This is a genomic window from Actinokineospora pegani (assembly GCF_009745975.1).
Lineage (GTDB): Bacteria > Actinomycetota > Actinomycetes > Mycobacteriales > Pseudonocardiaceae > Actinokineospora > Actinokineospora pegani.
Map to the genome: position 1 here is coordinate 42,822 of NZ_WHOL01000064.1, position 16,889 is coordinate 59,710.

Annotated in this window: 15 protein-coding genes; 12 read left to right on the forward strand and 3 right to left on the reverse strand. The window is 75.1% G+C overall.

All coding sequences use genetic code 11. The annotated features are described in order from the left end of the window. The first annotated feature begins 84 nt into the window (after positions 1-84). The 4 genes from GCL84_RS29930 to GCL84_RS08670 are packed head-to-tail and all read left to right on the forward strand — an operon-like array spanning position 85 to position 2,913. Positions 85-987 (forward strand): acyl-CoA dehydrogenase, encoded by a 903-nt coding sequence (locus GCL84_RS29930; protein WP_156754871.1) that lies wholly within the window; start codon positions 85-87, stop codon positions 985-987. After that, the gene (locus GCL84_RS29935) at positions 984-1,685 is read left to right on the forward strand and encodes a PIG-L deacetylase family protein (protein WP_156754872.1); all 702 of its coding nucleotides are present in this window, start codon (positions 984-986) and stop codon (positions 1,683-1,685) included. Before GCL84_RS29930 ends, GCL84_RS29935 begins: the two co-directional genes overlap by 4 nt. Continuing rightward, positions 1,682-2,275, forward strand: a complete 594-nt coding sequence (locus GCL84_RS08665) for a class I SAM-dependent methyltransferase (RefSeq protein WP_156754873.1) — start codon at positions 1,682-1,684, stop codon at positions 2,273-2,275. The genes GCL84_RS29935 and GCL84_RS08665 overlap by 4 nt, the downstream gene beginning before the upstream one ends. Further along, positions 2,167-2,913, forward strand: coding sequence for a glycosyltransferase (locus GCL84_RS08670; protein ID WP_197523110.1), 747 nt, complete (start codon positions 2,167-2,169; stop codon positions 2,911-2,913). Before GCL84_RS08665 ends, GCL84_RS08670 begins: the two co-directional genes overlap by 109 nt. Before the next feature lie 64 nt (positions 2,914-2,977). On the opposite strand, the gene GCL84_RS08675 is transcribed toward GCL84_RS08670, so the two are convergent. Next, positions 2,978-3,439 carry a VOC family protein gene (locus GCL84_RS08675; protein WP_156754874.1) on the reverse strand — a complete coding sequence of 154 codons (462 nt, stop codon included), beginning with the start codon at positions 3,437-3,439 and terminating at the stop codon, positions 2,978-2,980. A gap of 127 nt (positions 3,440-3,566) precedes the next feature. On the opposite strand from GCL84_RS08675, the gene GCL84_RS08680 reads away from it, so the two are divergent. The 6 genes from GCL84_RS08680 (at position 3,567) to GCL84_RS08705 (ending at position 10,273) form a co-directional block, all read left to right on the forward strand. Then, positions 3,567-4,064, forward strand: coding sequence for a GNAT family N-acetyltransferase (locus tag GCL84_RS08680; RefSeq protein WP_328618760.1), 498 nt, complete (start codon positions 3,567-3,569; stop codon positions 4,062-4,064). Between the two features lie 100 nt (positions 4,065-4,164). Further along, positions 4,165-4,710, forward strand: coding sequence for a hypothetical protein (locus GCL84_RS08685; RefSeq protein WP_156754876.1), 546 nt, complete (start codon positions 4,165-4,167; stop codon positions 4,708-4,710). Between the two features lie 130 nt (positions 4,711-4,840). Then, the gene (locus GCL84_RS08690; RefSeq protein WP_156754877.1) at positions 4,841-5,497 is read left to right on the forward strand and encodes a TetR/AcrR family transcriptional regulator; all 657 of its coding nucleotides are present in this window, start codon (positions 4,841-4,843) and stop codon (positions 5,495-5,497) included. A gap of 214 nt (positions 5,498-5,711) precedes the next feature. Beyond that, positions 5,712-7,061: an FAD-dependent oxidoreductase gene (locus tag GCL84_RS08695; protein WP_156754878.1), complete on the forward strand. Its 1,350-nt coding sequence runs from the start codon at positions 5,712-5,714 to the stop codon at positions 7,059-7,061. A gap of 278 nt (positions 7,062-7,339) precedes the next feature. Next, positions 7,340-9,190, forward strand: coding sequence for an alkaline phosphatase (locus GCL84_RS08700; protein WP_156754879.1), 1,851 nt, complete (start codon positions 7,340-7,342; stop codon positions 9,188-9,190). A gap of 96 nt (positions 9,191-9,286) precedes the next feature. After that, a complete protein-coding gene (locus GCL84_RS08705) occupies positions 9,287-10,273 on the forward strand; it encodes a COG1361 family protein (protein ID WP_156754880.1) in 987 nt (328 codons plus the stop codon). Here the strand turns inward: GCL84_RS08705 and GCL84_RS30605 are convergent. Next, positions 10,231-10,359 (reverse strand): hypothetical protein, encoded by a 129-nt coding sequence (locus GCL84_RS30605; protein WP_268891340.1) that lies wholly within the window; start codon positions 10,357-10,359, stop codon positions 10,231-10,233. The two genes, GCL84_RS08705 and GCL84_RS30605, sit on opposite strands and share 43 nt — an antisense overlap. A 244-nt stretch (positions 10,360-10,603) precedes the next feature. On the opposite strand from GCL84_RS30605, the gene GCL84_RS08710 reads away from it, so the two are divergent. After that, positions 10,604-13,342: a hypothetical protein gene (locus tag GCL84_RS08710; RefSeq protein WP_156754881.1), complete on the forward strand. Its 2,739-nt coding sequence runs from the start codon at positions 10,604-10,606 to the stop codon at positions 13,340-13,342. Here the strand turns inward: GCL84_RS08710 and GCL84_RS08715 are convergent. Beyond that, positions 13,254-14,207 carry a hypothetical protein gene (locus GCL84_RS08715; RefSeq protein ID WP_156754882.1) on the reverse strand — a complete coding sequence of 318 codons (954 nt, stop codon included), beginning with the start codon at positions 14,205-14,207 and terminating at the stop codon, positions 13,254-13,256. The genes GCL84_RS08710 and GCL84_RS08715 overlap by 89 nt on opposite strands. 407 nt (positions 14,208-14,614) lie before the next feature. Between GCL84_RS08715 and GCL84_RS08720 the strand changes: the two genes are divergently transcribed. Next, complete coding sequence (locus tag GCL84_RS08720; protein WP_156754883.1) at positions 14,615-16,816, forward strand: helix-turn-helix domain-containing protein; 2,202 nt, start codon at positions 14,615-14,617, stop codon at positions 16,814-16,816. Positions 16,817-16,889: the final 73 nt, after the last annotated feature.

The window sequence follows — 16,889 nt, forward strand, 5'->3', positions numbered from 1 at the left end:
TGGCCGGACGCCCTCACGGTTACACCGCCCGACACCGGGTATCCCCACCCCCACAACCAGCGAACCCCTGGGAGGGCCATCGGCATGGGCGCGAACGCAGCCGAGATTTTCCGCCAGTGGGTCGAAGCCGGAGAGGCCACCCTCCCCCTGCCCGGCAGCGGCGCCACCGGCAAGCGCTGGGCGGGTCTGGCGCGGATGGGCGCCACCGACCTCGCGGCCGCCCGCCTGGCCGAGGGCCACGCCGACGCCGAGGCCGTCCTGGCCGAACTCGACTCCCCGCCACCCCGCCCCGGCGAGCTGTGGGGGATCTGGGCAGCGGCCCCCAAGACCCTCACGGCCGAACACACCGACGACGGTTGGCGGATCACCGGAGACCGCCCCTGGTGCTCCGGCGCGCACACCCTCACCCACGCCCTGGTCACCGCGGGCGACCAACTCTTCCGCGTGCGAACGGCCGACGCCACCCCCATAGCGGGGACCTGGCCCGCCACCGGCATGGCCCGCAGCGACAGCGGCGCCATGCGCTTCGACCGCACCCCCGCCGAGCCCGTCGGCGGACCAGGCGCCTACGTGGGCCGCCCCGGCTTCTGGCACGGCGGGATCGGCGTCGCCGCGGTGTGGTTCGGCGGGGCCTGCTCGATCGCCCAGCCCCTCTACGACCTGGTCGCCCCCGATCCGCACGCCCTCGCCCACCGCGGCGCGGTCGAGGAGCTGCTGGCCACCGGGGAGGCGGTGTTCGCCGAGGCGGCGCGGGAGGTCGACGCCGCGCCGGGGGCGGACGCGGAGGCGCTCGCGCTGCGGGTGCGCGCCGCGGTGGACCGGATCGCCGCGGCCGTGCTCGACCACGTCGGCCGGGGGACCGGCGCCGGGCCGCTGTGCGCGAACGAGGCGCACGGGCAGCGGGTCGCCGACCTGACCGTCTACCTGCGGCAGGGCCACGCCGAACGCGACCTGGCCCGGCTGGGCGAGCTGGCGGTGCGGCGGTGACCGCCATCGAGGGCGCGGGCACCGCCGAGGAGCTCTGGCAGGCCTGGCCCGCGCTCGACGCGCTGCCCCGCTTCACCCCCGACGACCGGCCGCTGGTGGTCGTCGCGCCGCACCCGGACGACGAGGTGCTCGGCGTGGGCGGGCTGATGGCGCTGTCGGGGCGGGTGCGGCTGGTCGCGGTGACCGACGGCGAGGCCTCGCACCCCGGCTCGTCCGCGCGCACGCCCGCCGAGATGGCCGCGACGCGCAGGCGGGAGACCGCCGACGCGCTGGCCGTCCTGGGGGTCACCCCCGAGGTCGAGCGCCTGGGCATGCCCGACGGCGGCATCGACGAGGACGAGCTGGTCGAGCGCCTGACCGACCTGGTGCCGGACGACGCCTGGTGCGCGGCGACCTGGCGCGGTGACGGCCACCCCGACCACGAGGCCGTGGGCCGCGCGGCCGCGCGGGTCAGCACCCGGCTGCTGGAGTACCCGGTGTGGGCCTGGCACTGGTCGCGCCCCGACGACCACCGCGTGCCGTGGTCCACGGCGCTGCGCCTCGACCTGCCCCCGGCGGTGGCCGAGGCCAAGCGGCGGGCCGCGCGCGCCTACGCCAGCCAGGTCGAGCCGCTGGGCCCGGACCCGGCCGACGCCCCGATCCTGCCCCCGCCGGTGCTGGCCCGGCTCACCCGCGGGTACGAGGTGCTGTTCGGATGAGCCTGGGAGCCAACCACTTCCGCGCCCTCTACGCCGCGGACCCGGACCCGTGGGGGTTCCGCACGCGCTGGTACGAGGAGCGCAAGCGGGCCTTGACCCTGGCCGCGCTGACCAGGCCGCGCTACCGCTCGGCGTTCGAGCCGGGCTGCTCGATCGGCGTGCTGACGAACGCGCTGGCCGACCGCTGCGACGCCGTCCTGGGCTGGGAGATCGACGCGGGCGCCCGGGCCGAGGCGCTGTCCAGCGCCCCCGCGCACGTGCGGGTCGAGCCGGGCCAGGTCCCCCAGGACTGGCCCGGGCAGCGCTTCGACCTCGTGGTCGTCTCCGAGATCGGCTACTTCCTCGACACCGAGGACCTCCGCCACCTCATCGACCGCTGCGTCGCCAGCCTCGACGAGCAGGGCGAACTCGTCCTGGTCCACTGGCGACACCGCTCGTCCGACACCCCGCTGGACGGCGACACCGTGCACGCCGAGTTCCTGTGCCGCTCGGGCCTGCATCCCCTGGTCTCGCACAGCGAACCGGACTTCCGCCTCGCCGTGCTCGCCGCCGAGGAAACCTCCATCGCCGCCAGGGAGGGGTTGCGCTGAGCGGCATCGAGGTCGTCGTCCCCGCGCACGACGAGGCCGAGACCATCACCGCCTGCCTGAACGCACTGGCCGCCGCGGCGGTGGGCAGCCCGGTGCCGGTGCGCGTCACGGTGGTCGCCGACGCCTGCACGGACCCCACCGCCGACCTGGCCAGGGCCGCGGGCGCCAGGGTGGTCGAGGTCGAGGCGCGCAACGTCGGCGCCGCCCGCGCCACCGGCTTCGCCCTGGCCGAACCGCACGCGCGCTGGTTCGCCACCACCGACGCCGACAGCCTGGTGCCCCCGACCTGGTTCACCGACCACCTCGCGGTGGCCGCCGACCTGGTGGCGGGCGCCGTCGACGTCCTCGACTGGTCGGGCTGGCCCCAGCACCTGCCCGCCCACTACCGCTCCCGCTACTCCCGGGGCAGGGAGCACGTGCACGGCGCCAACCTCGGCATCACCTCCGCCGCCTACGCCGCGATCGGCGGCTTCACGTCCTTGGTGGACGGTGAGGACGCCGACCTGGTGGACCGCGCCAAGACCGCGGGCCTGACCGTCGTGCACGCCCGCACCGCCCCCGTCACCACCAGCGGCAGGCGCTTCGGCCGCTGCCCGGCGGGGTTCGCGGGCCACCTGCGCGCCCTGGCTTCGTCATGACGCACTGGTGGCGTCCGCGGGTGAGGCCGGTGTGGGCGGCGCGCTGCTCCACCTCCGACTCAGCTCAGTCGAGGCAGAACTCGTTGCCCTCGGGGTCGGTCATGACGATGTGGCCGTGGGCCATCGGCGGGGCGGGCTCGTGGCGCTCGACCCGCGTCGCGCCCAGGGCGGTGAGGCGGTCGCACTCGGCCTCCAGGGCGGCCATCCGGTCGGCGCCCTGGAGGCCGGGGGCGGCGCGGATGTCGAGGTGGACGCGGTTCTTGCCGCTCTTGTCCTCGGGAACCCGCTGGAAGAACACCCTGGGTCCCCGGCCGTCCGGGTCCTCGATGGCGGAACTGGTGTCGCGCTGGTCCTCCGGCACGCCGATCCCCGCCAGGAAGTCGTCCCAGGCGGCCAGGGCGTCGGCGCCCTCGGGGAGGGTGACGCCGGGCGGGGCGGGGTGGACGTAGCCCAGGGCCCCGCGCCAGAAGGTGGACAGCGCTCGGGGGTCGTGGGCGTCGAAGGTGACTTGGATGACGCGGCTCATCGGGGTGCTCCATTCGTCAGGCGGGTTCGCGACCACCCTGCCATCCCTCGCGGACAGGAACGGTCCGCGAGGGATGGCGGGCAAACGGCGTTGCCGAAGCGGCGGCCGCATCGACATGCTGGTCCGCGTGACTGACATCCGCGAGGCGACCACCGCCGACTGGCCCGGGATCTGGCCGATCATCCACGCCGTGGTCGTCGAGCGGCGGACCATGCCCTACGACCCGGCCCTGGACGAGACGGGGGCGCGCTCGATGTGGCTGCTCCCCCCGCCCGCCCGGGTCACCGTGGCCGCCGACGGCGCGCAGGTGCTCGGGACGGCCAACATGTACGCCAACCGGGCGGGCCCCGGCGACCACGTCGCCTCCGGCAGCCTGATGGTCGGCGCGGGCGCCAGGGGCCGGGGCGTCGGCCGCGCGCTGGTCGAGGACATGACCACCTGGGCGCGCGGCGCGGGCTTCGCCGCCATCCAGTTCAACGCCGTCGTCGAGACCAACACGCCCGCCATCGCCCTCTACGAGAGCCTGGGCTTCACCACCCTCGGCACCGCCCCCGGTGCCTTCCGCCACCCCGACCACGGCGCCGTCGGCCTGCGCGTCATGTGGCTCGACCTCGGCGCGCGGTGACCCCGGCGGCGGCGGTGGCGGTGGCGGACCCACGTCCCGGTGGGTGGACCACGCGCCCGATCGCCACCGGGCACGGACCGGGTGGCTTTACGATTCAACTGTGGCCAACCGTCCCCGTGTCACGCCGTTCGCCTCGCGGGCGGCGCGCAGCGGGCTGGTCACCTTCTTCGCGACGGCGCTGGCGCTGGCCGCGCACGCGGTCGGCGGGGGCGGTGGCCCCGGCAGCGGCGTCGCCGTCCTGGTCGCCGTGCTCGTCGGGTGGGCGGGCACGGCGGTGGCCGACCGGCAGGTCGGGATGCCGGGGCTGGTCATCGCGCTGGGCGCGGTGCAGGCGGTGCTGCACGGGCTGATGACGGTGCTCGGCGACACCTCGCACGGGCACCACCACGCGCACCACGCCGAGGTCGGCCCCGGGGTGATGGCCGCGGGGCACGTCGTGGCGGTCCTGCTCACCGCCTTCGTGCTGACGCGCGCGGACCTGGCGGTGTCGGCGGTGGCGAACGTGCTGGCCAGGGTGTTGCCGAGGAGGCCGCAGGCGGTCCCGCCGCTGGTCTGGCTGGTGGTGCCGGACGTGCGCACAGCGGCGCGGACGCCCGCGCTCGCCGTCTGGGGGCGGGCCGCCGCGCGGCGCGGCCCGCCCGCCTGAGCCAGGTCCACCCCCTCAAGGGACCGGCTGGTCCCGTTTCACCCATCGCCCACCCCGGAGCTTCGCGGTGTCGACCGCCTGCCTCCGGGCCCCGGCGTGCCGCCGTGCGCGTTCACGATGCGAGGTCGCGTTGACTGAAACCCTCTTCCCCCTCGAGTTCTGGCAGGAGCGCAGGCTCACCCACCCGCTGCGGTCGGGCAGGCACACCATGCCCGCCCAGGTCGTCGAGCGCTCCCAGCGGCTGCGGCTGCTGCGCGCGGTGCTCGACGTCGTGGCCGAGCGCGGGTACGCCGACGCCAACCTGACCGAGGTCGTCGACCTCGCCAGGGTGTCCCGCCGCACCTTCTACGAGCTGTTCCCCAACAAGGAGGAGTGCTTCGTCACGGCCCTCACCGCCTACACCGGCGCCGCCCTGGACGCCATGTCCGCCGCTGTGGCCGACGCCGGGGACGACTGGCGGACCCACCTGCGCGCGGTCGTGCACGCTTACCTCGACTTCCTCGCCGCCCACCCGGCCTGCACTCAGGCGACCCACGTCGGCGCCCTCTCCGGCGGCGAGACCGTCCAGCGGGTGCTGGTCGGCAACCGCGCGCTCATGGCCGACCTCCTCGAACGCGTGTCGCGCCCGGCGGGCGAGGTGCCCGCGAGCCTGCTCGGTGTCTGCGTCGGCGCGCTCATGGACGTGATCCGGACGAAGCTGACGCACGGCCGGGCCGAGGGGTTGCTCGATGACGAGGACACCGTCGTCGAGTTCGCCACCCGCGTGTTCGAGGCGGGGCAGCGGTGAGTGGGCGCTTATTCCTGCGGCGGTGCGAAGATCCTCACACCGCCGCGCGCTGAAATGGTGACACACTGGGTGCGGGCGCGGTTCCGCACTGTCCTCATCGGACAGATAGCGCGACGTGGACCCGAGCGCCGAGAGTCGGCAGGATCACAACCATCTTAGGGTAGCCTTACCTTACTATGAGTGAACACGCCTTCGACCAGACCCAGGAGCGACCGTGAGCCGTCCCCTGCGCATCGCCGTGGTCGGTGCGGGACCCGCCGGGATCTACACCGTCGACGCGCTGGTCAAGTCCGGCGCCGATGTCAGTGTCGACCTGTTCGAGCGGATGCCCGCCCCCTTCGGCCTCATCCGCTACGGAGTGGCCCCCGACCACCCCCGCATCAAGGGCATCGTCGACGCCCTGCACCGCGTGCTGGACAAGCCCGGGGTGCGCTTGTTCGGCAACGTCGACTTCGGGACCGACCTCAAGCTCGAGGAACTGCGCCACTTCTACGACGCCGTCGTGTTCTCCACCGGCGCCACGGCCGACCGGCCGCTGGAGATCCCGGGGATCGACCTGGAGGGCAGCCACGGCGCCGCCGACTTCGTGTCCTGGTACGACGGGCACCCCGACCACCCCCGCGACTGGCCGCTGACCGCGCGCTCGGTCGCCGTGCTCGGCGCGGGCAACGTCGCGCTGGACGTGGCCCGCGTGCTGGCCAAGTCGGCCGAGGAGATGCTGGTCACCGAGATCCCGGACAACGTCCACGCCGGGCTGGTCGCCAACGCCGCCACCGACGTGCACGTGTTCGGCCGCCGTGGCCCCGCGCAGGCCAAGTTCACCCCGATGGAGCTGCGCGAGCTCGACCACTCGCCGACGATCGAGGTCGTCGTCGACCCGGAGGACATCGAGTTCGACCAGGGCTCGCTCGAGGCCATCCGGAGTTCCAAGCAGGTCGACATGGTGGTGAAGACCTTGCAGGACTGGGCCATCCGCGACGTCGGGGTCCGCCCGCGCAAGCTGCACCTGCACTTCTTCCACGCCCCCACCGAGATCCTGGGCGCGGACGGGAAGGTGACCGGCCTGCGCACCGAGCGCACCGAGCTGACCGGCGACGGGAGCGTGCGCGGCACCGGCGCGTTCCACGACTGGGACGTCCAGGCGGTGTACCGGGCGGTGGGCTACCTGTCCACGCACCTGGCGGACGTGCCCTTCGACCACGTCACGGGGACCGTGCCGCACAGCGCGGGCCGCGTGCTGGACATCGACGAGCGCCCCGTCCCCGGCGCCTACGTCTCCGGCTGGATCAAGCGCGGCCCGATCGGCCTCATCGGCCACACCAAGGGCTGCTCGTCGGAGACGGTGGCGTCCCTGCTCGCCGACGCGCCGACCCTGCGTCCGGCCGCGCAGCCCGACCCGCAGGCGGTGGTCACCTTCCTCGCCGAGCGCCGCATCGACTTCACCACCTGGCAGGGCTGGAAGAACCTCGACGCCTACGAGCGGGCCCTGGGCCTGCCGCACGGCCGTGAGCGCATCAAGGTCGTGGAGCGCGCCGAGATGCTCCAGGCCTCCCGCCAGCCGTAAGAGCGACCCCACAGCCCCGCCCGGCGCCACCGGGCGGGGCTGTTCGCGTCCACCGTCTTCGCGCGAGGTCGAAGCGACGTGAGTCCACAGAGGATCGACCGCTGGTATCGGACCCGGGACGCGGCGTCAACGCGGTGCGGGCGGAGGGTTTCTGTTCACCGGTCGGACCACTCCAGCTCTCCCGCAGGACAGTTGAGCGGTGAACTGTGCAGGAGCGGGCGGCGGGGCAGATCCCCGCGCCGGTTCCCCATCGGTCAACCTCATGGAACGAGGGATCAATGAGCAGGAGAGTGCTCACGCGCACTCGAAACCTCGCCGTCTCGGCAACGGCGCTGGGCCTCGCGGCCGCGACGCTGTCGAGCGGCGTGGCCACCGCCGAGCAGGCGCGGGCGCCGAAGAACATCATCGTGCTGATCTCCGACGGCGCGGGCTACAACCAGTTCGACGCGGCGAGCCTGTACGAGAAGGGCCAGAGCCTGCACCAGGTGTCGGTCGACCCGGCGACCGGCGCGGTGCGGCGGGTCCCCGGTGTGCCGACCCAGGTCTACGAGTCCTACCCGGTGCGGGTCGCCCAGTCGCACTACTCGGCCAACGGCCGCGGGCACTACACCACCGAGAGCGCGTGGGGCGCCTTCGACTGGGTCAGCTCCGGCGCGACCGACTCGGCCGCCGCGGCGACCGCGCTGGGGACCGGGGTCAAGACCAACAACGGCGTCATCGGCCACCGGCCCGACGGCGAGCGGCTGCGCACCGTCGGCGAGCAGGCCAAGCAGGTCGGCAAGAAGGTCGGCCTGGTCACCTCGGTGCCGTTCAACCACGCGACCCCGGCGGGCTTCATCGCCCACAACACCGACCGCAACGACTACCACGGCCTGGCCACCGAGATGATCGACAGCGGGGTCGACGTCATCATGGGCGGCGGGCACCCGAACTTCACCGACGCGCACACCAGCCGCCCGTCGAACCACACCTGGATCTCGCAGGCCGACTTCCAGCGCCTGAGCTCGCAGGGCACGGACTTCGACTTCATCGAGTCCCGCGGCGACTTCGAGGCCCTGGCCGCGGGCGCCGAGGTGCCGGAGAAGGTGTTCGGCCTCGCGCAGGTCGCCGAGACCCTGCAGTACAACCGGCCGGGCCTGGCCAACGACTCCGTGCCGCCGGGCACCGACCCCGCCAACGACGTCCCGTCGCTGCGGACCATGACCGGCGGCGCGCTCAACGTCCTCGAGCGCGACGAGGACGGCTTCTTCCTCATGGTCGAGGGCGGCGCCGTCGACTGGGCGGGCCACGCCAACCAGACCACCCGCGTGATCGAGGAGCAGCTCGACTTCAACGCCTCGGTCGAGGCGGTCAACGCCTGGGTCGAGCAGCACAGCGACTGGGACGAGACGCTGGTCATCGTCACCTCCGACCACGAGACCGGCTACCTGGCGGGCCCCGGCTCGGGGCCTGCCTGGACCCCGCTGACCGGCGCCGCCGGGGAGCTGCCGCGGGTGGCGTGGCACTCCGGCAGCCACACCAACGCCCTGGTCCCGTTCTACGCCAAGGGCGCGGGCTCCGAGGTCCTGCGGGCGCGGGCCGACCAGTGGGACGTGGTGCGCGGGGCGTACCTGGACAACACCGACATCGGTGAGACCCTGTTCGACCTGATCGGCCACGCCCCGGCGACCGGGGACGCGGTCGCGCTCGAGGCGACCGTGCCGCTGCCGGAGACGGCCGGCGCGCTGACCATGTCGGTGCGGGACAACGGCTCGGTCGTGTTCACCGGCGGCGCCCGGGAGCAGAGCGGCGCGCTGCCCGAGGTCACCGTGACCGACACCCGCAACGAGGTCCAGGCCCGCGGCCAGGGCTGGACGGTGTCCGGCGCGGCGAGCGAGTTCGTCGCGGGCAATCGCCGCTTCGGCCCGGAGAACCTGAGCTGGGCCCCGAAGGTCGTGTCGTCGGAGTCCGCGGCCACCCCGGGCCCGGCCGCCGCGTTCGACGGCCCCGCCGCGCTGGCCGACACCAACCGGGTCACCCGGTTCGGCTCCACCGTGCTGGGCGCCGACCTCGGCCTGGCGGTGCCGGAGCAGGCCCGCGGCGGCCGCTACGGCAGTGAGATCACCCTGACGCTGTTCGCCAAGGACTGATCACCCGCGGGCGGGGTGGGGTGTTCGCGCGCCCCACCCCGTTCCGCGCGTTCGCACCCGGAACCCCCGACCACGAACAGGAACGGAGCCAGTCGCGTGTTCAGCCGCGTGTCCGTGCTCGCCGCCGTCGCCGCGAGCCTGGTCCTGGGGACGGCCCCCGCCGCCGCCCGGACCACCACCGAGTGGAGCGCCGTCCCCGCCTCCGACGGCGGCCCGGACGGCCGGATCTCCCTGCGCCACACCCTCGACCCCGGCGCCTCGGTCACCGACGGCATCGCCGTCACCAACCGCGGCTCGGCCCCCGCCCGGTTCACCGTCACGGCGGGCGACGGCGTCCTGGGCCGAAACGGCGCCTTCGACATCGCCGCGGGCGAGCCGACCGGGTCGGGCGGCTGGATCACCGTGGCAGGCCTCGACAGCGGCGGGATTACGGTGGCGGGCGGGGAGAGCAAGGTCCTGCCGGTGACCATCGCCGTGCCCGCGGACGCCGTCCCCGGCGACCACCCGGCGGGTGTCGCGGTGGGTGTGTCGGCCGACGAGGGCGGTGTGGCGGTGCGGCGGCGGATCGGCGTGCGGGTGCACCTGCGGGTGGCGGGCGAGGTCGAGCCGGCGCTGGCCGTGCGCGAGGTGGGCAGCTCCTACTCGTCGTCGTGGCTGCCGTTCGCGCCGGGCACGCTGCGGGTGGACTACGTCGTGGCCAACACCGGCGACGTCCGGCTCGGCGCGGCGACGACCGTGGACGTCGCCGGGCCGTTCGACCTGGCCCCGACGAGCGCGGCGGACGGGGTGGACGAGCTGCTGCCCGGCGACAGCGCCGCGCGGTCGGTGCGGGTGGCGGTGTCGCCGCTGTTCGTCCTGTTCGGCGACGTGTCGGTGGCGGCGACGGCGGTCGGCGCGGACCAGGTGGCCCTGCCGGGGGCGACGGCGAGCAGCTTCAGCAGCGGGGCGATCCCGTGGGCGGAGCTGGCGCTGGTGGTGCTCCTCGTCGGCGGCGGCGCGCTCGTGGTGGTCCGCCGACGTCGGACGACGGCTGACGGGGGTCAGAGCAGGGCTGACGCGGCAGCGGCCTCGGCCACCCGGTAGCCGATGACCGTGCCCAGGACGAAGCCCGCGGCCAGCAGCGACAGGGCGCCGCGGAGCAGGGCGGGCAAGGAGCAGAGCAGTTTCATGGTGACTCCTTTGTGGTGAATATCAGACCTGCCTATCCTGACTGCCCGGCGACGACTGATAAAGGCGTTTCCGGTTTCGTGGACAACCAGGCTTCACGAAACACCATCCGCAGGTCAGCATCACATTCCGTGTGCCGGTCTGATACCGCGAGCGCCGAGCCCGCGATTGTCGAATTTTTGTCTCCTGTTTTCCCACCGCTGGTCGGGCATCGTTGTCTGACACACCTCGAGCGATGGGAGAGCCATGACCGGGCGACCAGGGGCACGGGTCTTCGTCAGCTGCGCGCCGGGCGACCGGGCGGACGTCGCCGGGTTCGTCCGCGGCCTGCCGGGGCCGGTGCACATCGGCGACGGGGAGGTCGACGCGGCCCGGGCACGGGCGCTGGACGCGGCCGAGGTCGTCGTCGTCTGGCAGCCCCGGAACCCGCCGCGCTTCGCCGCGCAGTGGGACCTGGCCCGCGCGGTTCTCGGCGCCCGGCGACGCGGTGCGGACCCGCGCGCCCGGGTGCTCGTCGTGTCGACTGAGCCGACCGAGCCCGCGGAACTGCCGCCGGTCCCACCGGAGGGAGCGCTCAGCGCGGTCCTTTCGCGACTGTCCAATACCGAGCGTCGAACGGATGTGGGCAACGCGGGCCCCGACGAGCCCGATTGGGACGACCTGCTGCTGCGCCCCAGCCGGTTCGTCGGCCGGACGCGGGAGCTGTGGGCGGTGCACAGGGCGCTCGAGGGCGACCTGCTGGCCGAGCGGCCGCGCACGGGCCCCACGGCGGTGTCGGTCGTGGGGGTGGGGCGGACGACGTTCGCCGAGCGGTACCGGCGGCTGCACTCCGCCGCGTACCCCGGCGGTCGCGTGTGGACGAGCTTCGCGGGCCTGCGCGACGACGAGGCGCTGCGCGCGCACTGGGCGGCGGAGGTGAACCGGGTCGCCAGGGACTGGTTCGGGCTCGACACCTCGGGCCTGCGCCACGACCTGGCCCGGGCGGCGCTCGCCGAGCGGCTGACCGAGCGCGGCGAGGCGGTGCTGTGGGTGGTCGACGACCTCGACCGCGCCACCCCGGACCTGGTCATCGACTCCCCCGTGGTGCGCGCGCTGCTGCTCGCGCCCGGCGACGGGCCCGCGGTGGGACTGGGCCCGCTGAGCAGCGCGGAGGCCGACCTGCTCGCCGCGGGCGGGGACGGCGAGGCCGACGCGGCGCTGCCGGTCGCGCGCTGCGCGGGCGACCCGCTGCTGATCGCCGCCCGCGCGTGGCGGCCGGGCGCGGCGGACCCGGCCGACGCGCTGTCGGCCGTCATCCGCGACCGGGGCGACCACGCCAGGGTCGTGCTCAGCCTCGCCGCGCTGCTGGCCCCGGTCCCCTTCCCCGGCGAACTGGTCGCCGACAGCGTGGCCGACGTGCTGGGCGAGGGCGCGCCGCTGCTGGTCGCCCGCGCACTCGACGAACTGGCCTGCCACGCGCTGCTGCACCGGACCCGGGGTGGGCAGTGGCGGCTGCCCACCGCGGTCGCGCACGCCGCCCGCCGCACGCTGGACACCCTGCTCGGCGACGCCCTGGCCGTCCGGGCGTCGCTGCTGGTCGAGCGCGCGCTGGTCAGCGACACCCCGGGTGTGCGCGCGCACGCCGAGGCGCTCGCGGCGAACCGGGCCACCCCCGTGGACCGGCGGACGGCGCTGCTGCGCGCGCTGGCCACCGGGCACGCCCGCCGCGGCGACCTGGCCGCCGCCGTCGCCGCGGGCCAGCGCTGCCTGCGGGTGCGGTGGGCGGCGCCCGACGCGCTGGCCGTGGCCCGCTGGGCGGTGGCCGACGGGTGCGCCGAGACCGCGCTGCGGCACACCGCCGCCCTGGTCCGCCAGGCCAGGGAGGACGCCGACCAGCGGTTGGAGTACCGGGCGCGGTGGCTGGCCGCCACGGCGCACGACAGCCGGGGCGCCTACCTGTTGGCGGACCACGTCTTCCACCACCACCCGCTGGTCCGCGCGCACGGACCGCGCCCGCTGTGGGCGAGCGAGGCCGAACGCGCCGAGCTGGACCTGGGCCGGGCCACGGCGGCGCGGCTGCGCGGGGACAGCCGGTCAGCCGCCGCCCTGCTGCGACCGCTGTGGTCGGCCGTCGACGCCGACCACCCCGCCGGGGCCACCGGCCGCTGGTCCGCCGTCGCCGTCGAGCACGCCCGGCTGACCTCCGACACCGCCCTGGCCGAGCGGGTCGTGGGCGTCTACGGCGCGGCGGGCCTCCCGACGCACCCGGTCGCGGGTCAGGCCGCCGTCGCCGCCGTCGCGGGCCGGGTGACCGCGGCCTGGGCGGACCGGGGGCCCGCGCTGGGCGTGGCCGCGCGGCACGCCGCCGCGGAACACGCGAGAGCGGCGGGCACCCACGGCCGCGACGACCCGATCACCCTGGAGCTGGCCATCCTGCACGGCCAGGCGCTGCACCGGTGCGGGCGCCGCGCCGAGGCGCTCGACCGCTTCACCACCACCACCGGGCACGCGGGCGCGGCGCTGGGTGTCGACCACCCGCTGGCGCTGCGCGCCCGGCTGTGGCGGGCGATGGCCCGCGGCGCGCTCGGGGACTGGGCCGCGGTCGCCGACGACCTGCGGACCCTGCTGCCCCGGCAGGTGGCGATCCTGGGCACCGGGCACCCCGAGTGCGCGCTGGGCAGGCTGCACCTGGGCATCGGGCTGGCGATGACCGACCGCTCGCGCGAGGCCCGGCCGCTGCTCGGCGCGGCCGAGCAGGCGCTGGGCCGGGCGCCGCAGCCGTGGCGGCACTGGGCGGCGGTGGCGCGGGCCGGGGTGGCCGCGGCGACGCTGCCCGAGCCGGTGGTGCGGGTGGTCGGGATGGCGGGGGTGATGGGGCTGGCCGGGCTCGTCGGCGGGTGGGAGCGTCGCCTGCGGGTCAGGTCGTCCGCCACAGCAGGCCGTAGGAGCGGGCGAGCTCGAGGTCGTCGAACCTGGTCCGCACCAGACCCGCGGGGTCCGGGGTGATCCGCCCCCCGGCCGAGGCCGGGTCGGTCGCCTCGTGCGACAGCACCCCGTCGACCACCAGGACCTCGGCGGGCACCCGGTCCCGCTCGAACTGGACCGCCAGGTGGAAGGTGTCGCACGGCTGGATGGGGGTGCAGACGTAGAACGGGCCGAAGCTGGCCACCCGGATGCCGAGGCGGAACCGGTGCGCCTCGCCCTTGGCCAGCGGCTTGGGCAGGCGCAGCGTGAACGAGGCCCGGTTGCGGGTCCGCAGCTCGGCGCTGACCACGTCGCCGCCCGCGATGCCCTCCACCCCGACCGTGGCCAGGTCGAGCGGGCCCGCCTCGACCCCGGGCGGGGCCAGCACGGTGAACGAGTGCTCGATGTGGTCGAGGCCGTCGACCCTGGCGGTGATCGCGCGGTCCTCGACGACGTCGGCGCCGGGCCCGTCGAGGGTGACGACGGTGGACAGCGCGTTGGTGTGCCACGGGTGCCTCGGCCGAGCGGCGGCGACCAACTGCTCGCACAGCACGGCGAAGGCGCCGTCGATGCGCCGCTGGACGGTCCGGGCGTCGCGGTCGAAGCGGGTCTGCAGGGGCCGGACGCGGTCGGTGTAGCGGCTGTCCAGGTCGCCGTCGAAGCCCAGGGCGTACTTGGCGGTCAGGCGGTGGCGCTCGGACAGCCGGTCGCACTGCGCGGCGAGGCGGTCGTGGAACTGCTCGCGCGCGGTGAACGCCGAGGCCGAGGTGTCCACCCGGAGGACCTCGGCGAGACAGGGGTAGGTGGTCACGTCGAACTTGGCGTTGACGCCGTATCCGCGCCGCAGCGCCTTCAGCTCCGCCATCAGCGGGTCGGACTTCTCAGCGTTGGGGATGGTGTCGCTCACGCGGCCGCTCCAAGTCAGGGAATGCGGTATCGCAGTGTACCCGCGTCTTCCTCGCCTTCGGTCCTTGTTTCCCAGGGTTTCCCACATCGGGAAACAGCGCTGGTGCGGGCTGTTTCCCGGTGCGGCCCGGGGCAGTCAACATGAAACTCCTTCCACGACGGCGGGCGTGCGCCGACGATGGGAATCACCAACCGGTTGGTCGATCCGAGCGGGAGCAGCGCCCTTCGCGACGGCGCAGGCGCCCGCACCACGTCGAAAGGACGCGACCACCATGCACACGCACCCCTTCTGCACCATGTTCTTCCGCCTGTTCGGCTTGGGCGGCTGACCCACCAGGCGGGCGACCCCGGTCCGCGGGCCACGACGGCCGCGGACCGGGGCTCGTCCCCGGCCAGAAAGGCGATGACATGACGGAGTTCGGCGCGCGGCTGCGCCGCCTGCGCGAGTCGAGGGGGATGTCCCTGGCCGCGCTGGCGGGCGAGGTCCACTTCACCAAGGGCTACCTCAGCAAGATAGAGAACGGTCGGTCCCGGCCGAACCCGTCGCTGGCGCAGTCCTGCGACCGCGTGCTGGGCGCCGGGGGCGAGCTGCTCGGCATGCTCGCCGAGGACGCCGAGCCCGACCACCGCCCGCCCACCTGCCTGATCCCGCCGCCGGAGCTGCACTTCACCGGGCGCGCCGCCGAGCTGTCCACAGTGGCCTCGATGCTGGGCCCCCAGTCCACCGCCCGGATCTGCGTCATCAGCGGCCTGGCGGGGGCGGGCAAGACCGCGTTGGCCGTGCGCGCGGCCCGAGCGGCCCGGGACGACTTCCCCGACGGCTGCCTGGCCGTCGACCTGCGCGGGCACACCCCCGGCGCCGAGCAGGCGGGCGCGGGCGAGGTCGCCGGTCGGCTGCTGGGCATGCTCGGCGTCGAGGCGGGCCGGGTCCCCGGCGACGCCGAGGGCCGCACCGCGCTGCTGCGCGCGGTGCTGCGCGACCGGAAGGTGCTCCTGCTGCTGGACAACGCCCGCACCGCCGCCCAGGTCCGACCGCTGGCCCCCGACGGGTCGGGCAGCCGGGTGCTGGTCACCAGCCGCACCCGGCTGCCCGCCCTGGACGACGCCTGGCACCTGCCGCTGGGCATGCTGTCCGAGGCCGAGGCGGTGCTGCTGTTCCGCGCCGTGGCCGGGAGCAGCGCCCCCGACGACCACGCCGCGGTCGCCGAGATCACCCGCCGCTGCGGGCGGCTGCCGCTGGCCGTGCGGATCGCCGCCGCCCGGTTCGCCGCGGGCGGCTGGACCGCCGAGCGGTTCCTGGCCCGGCTCACCCGCGAGTCCACCCTGCTCGGCGCGCTCGACGACGGCGAGCGCGGTGTCGCCACCGCCTTCGCGGTCACCCACGACGACCTCCCCGACGAGCCGCGCCGCCTGCTGGGGCTGCTGGCCCTGCACCCCGCCGGGGTCGTGTCGACCGCGGCGGTGGAGGCGATGGGCGGCGTCGGCGAGGGGGAGGCCGACGCCGCCCTGGACCGGCTGCACGACGCCCACCTGGTCACCCGCGACGAAGACGGGGACCTGCGGGTGCACGACCTGGTGCGCGCCTTCGCGGTGCGCCACGCACTGCCCGCCCTGGCCCCGGCCGTCCGCGCCGCGGCCACCGACCGCCTCGTCGACCTCCTGCTGGGCACCGTGCACGCCGCGGACGAACTGCTCGACCCACACCGCTACCGCACCGACAGCGACGCCGCCCGCCCGGCCCGGCTGCCCTTCTGCGACGCGGACACCGCGCTGGCCTGGCTGCGCGCGCACTGGCCCGCGGCGGTGGGCGCGGTCGAACTGGCGGCGGGCGACCGCCGGAGCTGGCGGCTCGCCTTGCTGCTGCGCGCGTTCTTCTTCCACGACAAGCTGTTCGCCCCCTGGATCGCCACGCACCAGGTGGCGCTCACCGCCGCACGCGACCTGGGCGACCAAGCCGCGACCGGCCGACTGCTCAACAACCTGGGCATGGCCCACGTCGAACAGGGCGACGCCGACACCGCCGCCGAGTGCCACCGCGCCGCCCGGACCGCCTTCGCCGAGGCGGCCGACCACAACGGCGAGGTCGACGCCCTGTCCAGCCTGGCCTGGGCCAACCTGTACCGGGGCGACGCCGCGTCAGCCGCCCGCGACCTCGAGGCGACGCTGACGGCGACCCGCCGCACCGGCCGCACCCGCAACACCATGATCGCCCTGCGCGGCCTGGCCCTGGCCCACACCGCCCTGGGCGACACCGACCAGGCGCTGACCCACGCCAGCGAGGCCCACGAGTTGGCCCAGCAACCGGTGGACGCGGTGATGGGCCTGACCTGCCTGGCCTGGGTCCACTACAACGCCAACACCCTGGACGCCGCCCACGACCACTACCGCCGCGCCGCCGAACTGGCCGAACTGGCGGGCAGCCACTACGAACGAGCCCGAGCCCTCACCGGCCTGGCCAACACCGCCGCCCGCCGCGACGACCCGGACAGCGCCCGCGCCCTGTGGTCCGCCGCGGACGAGATCGGCCTCCCCGTCAACCGGGTGGTGGTAGGCGAAGGCCGAGCCCGCCACCTCCTCAACACCAACAACGACCAGCCCCCACCCCCATGAACCACCACTCCCCGCCCACACCCCCATCACCCAGCACCCCATCCCACCACCACACCCCACCCAAAAGCTTTGT

Bases quoted from the DNA above. Each gene is read 5' to 3' on its own strand.
- GCL84_RS29930 (WP_156754871.1), top strand. From the start codon at position 85: ATGGGCGCGAACGCAGCCGAGATTTTCCGCCAGTGGGTCGAAGCCGGA.
- GCL84_RS08665 (WP_156754873.1), top strand. From the start codon at position 1,682: ATGAGCCTGGGAGCCAACCACTTCCGCGCCCTCTACGCCGCGGACCCG.
- GCL84_RS08675 (WP_156754874.1), bottom strand. From the start codon at position 3,439: ATGAGCCGCGTCATCCAAGTCACCTTCGACGCCCACGACCCCCGAGCG.
- GCL84_RS08700 (WP_156754879.1), top strand. From the start codon at position 7,340: ATGAGCAGGAGAGTGCTCACGCGCACTCGAAACCTCGCCGTCTCGGCA.
- GCL84_RS30605 (WP_268891340.1), bottom strand. From the start codon at position 10,359: ATGAAACTGCTCTGCTCCTTGCCCGCCCTGCTCCGCGGCGCCCTGTCG.
- GCL84_RS08710 (WP_156754881.1), top strand. From the start codon at position 10,604: ATGACCGGGCGACCAGGGGCACGGGTCTTCGTCAGCTGCGCGCCGGGC.
- GCL84_RS08720 (WP_156754883.1), top strand. From the start codon at position 14,615: ATGACGGAGTTCGGCGCGCGGCTGCGCCGCCTGCGCGAGTCGAGGGGG.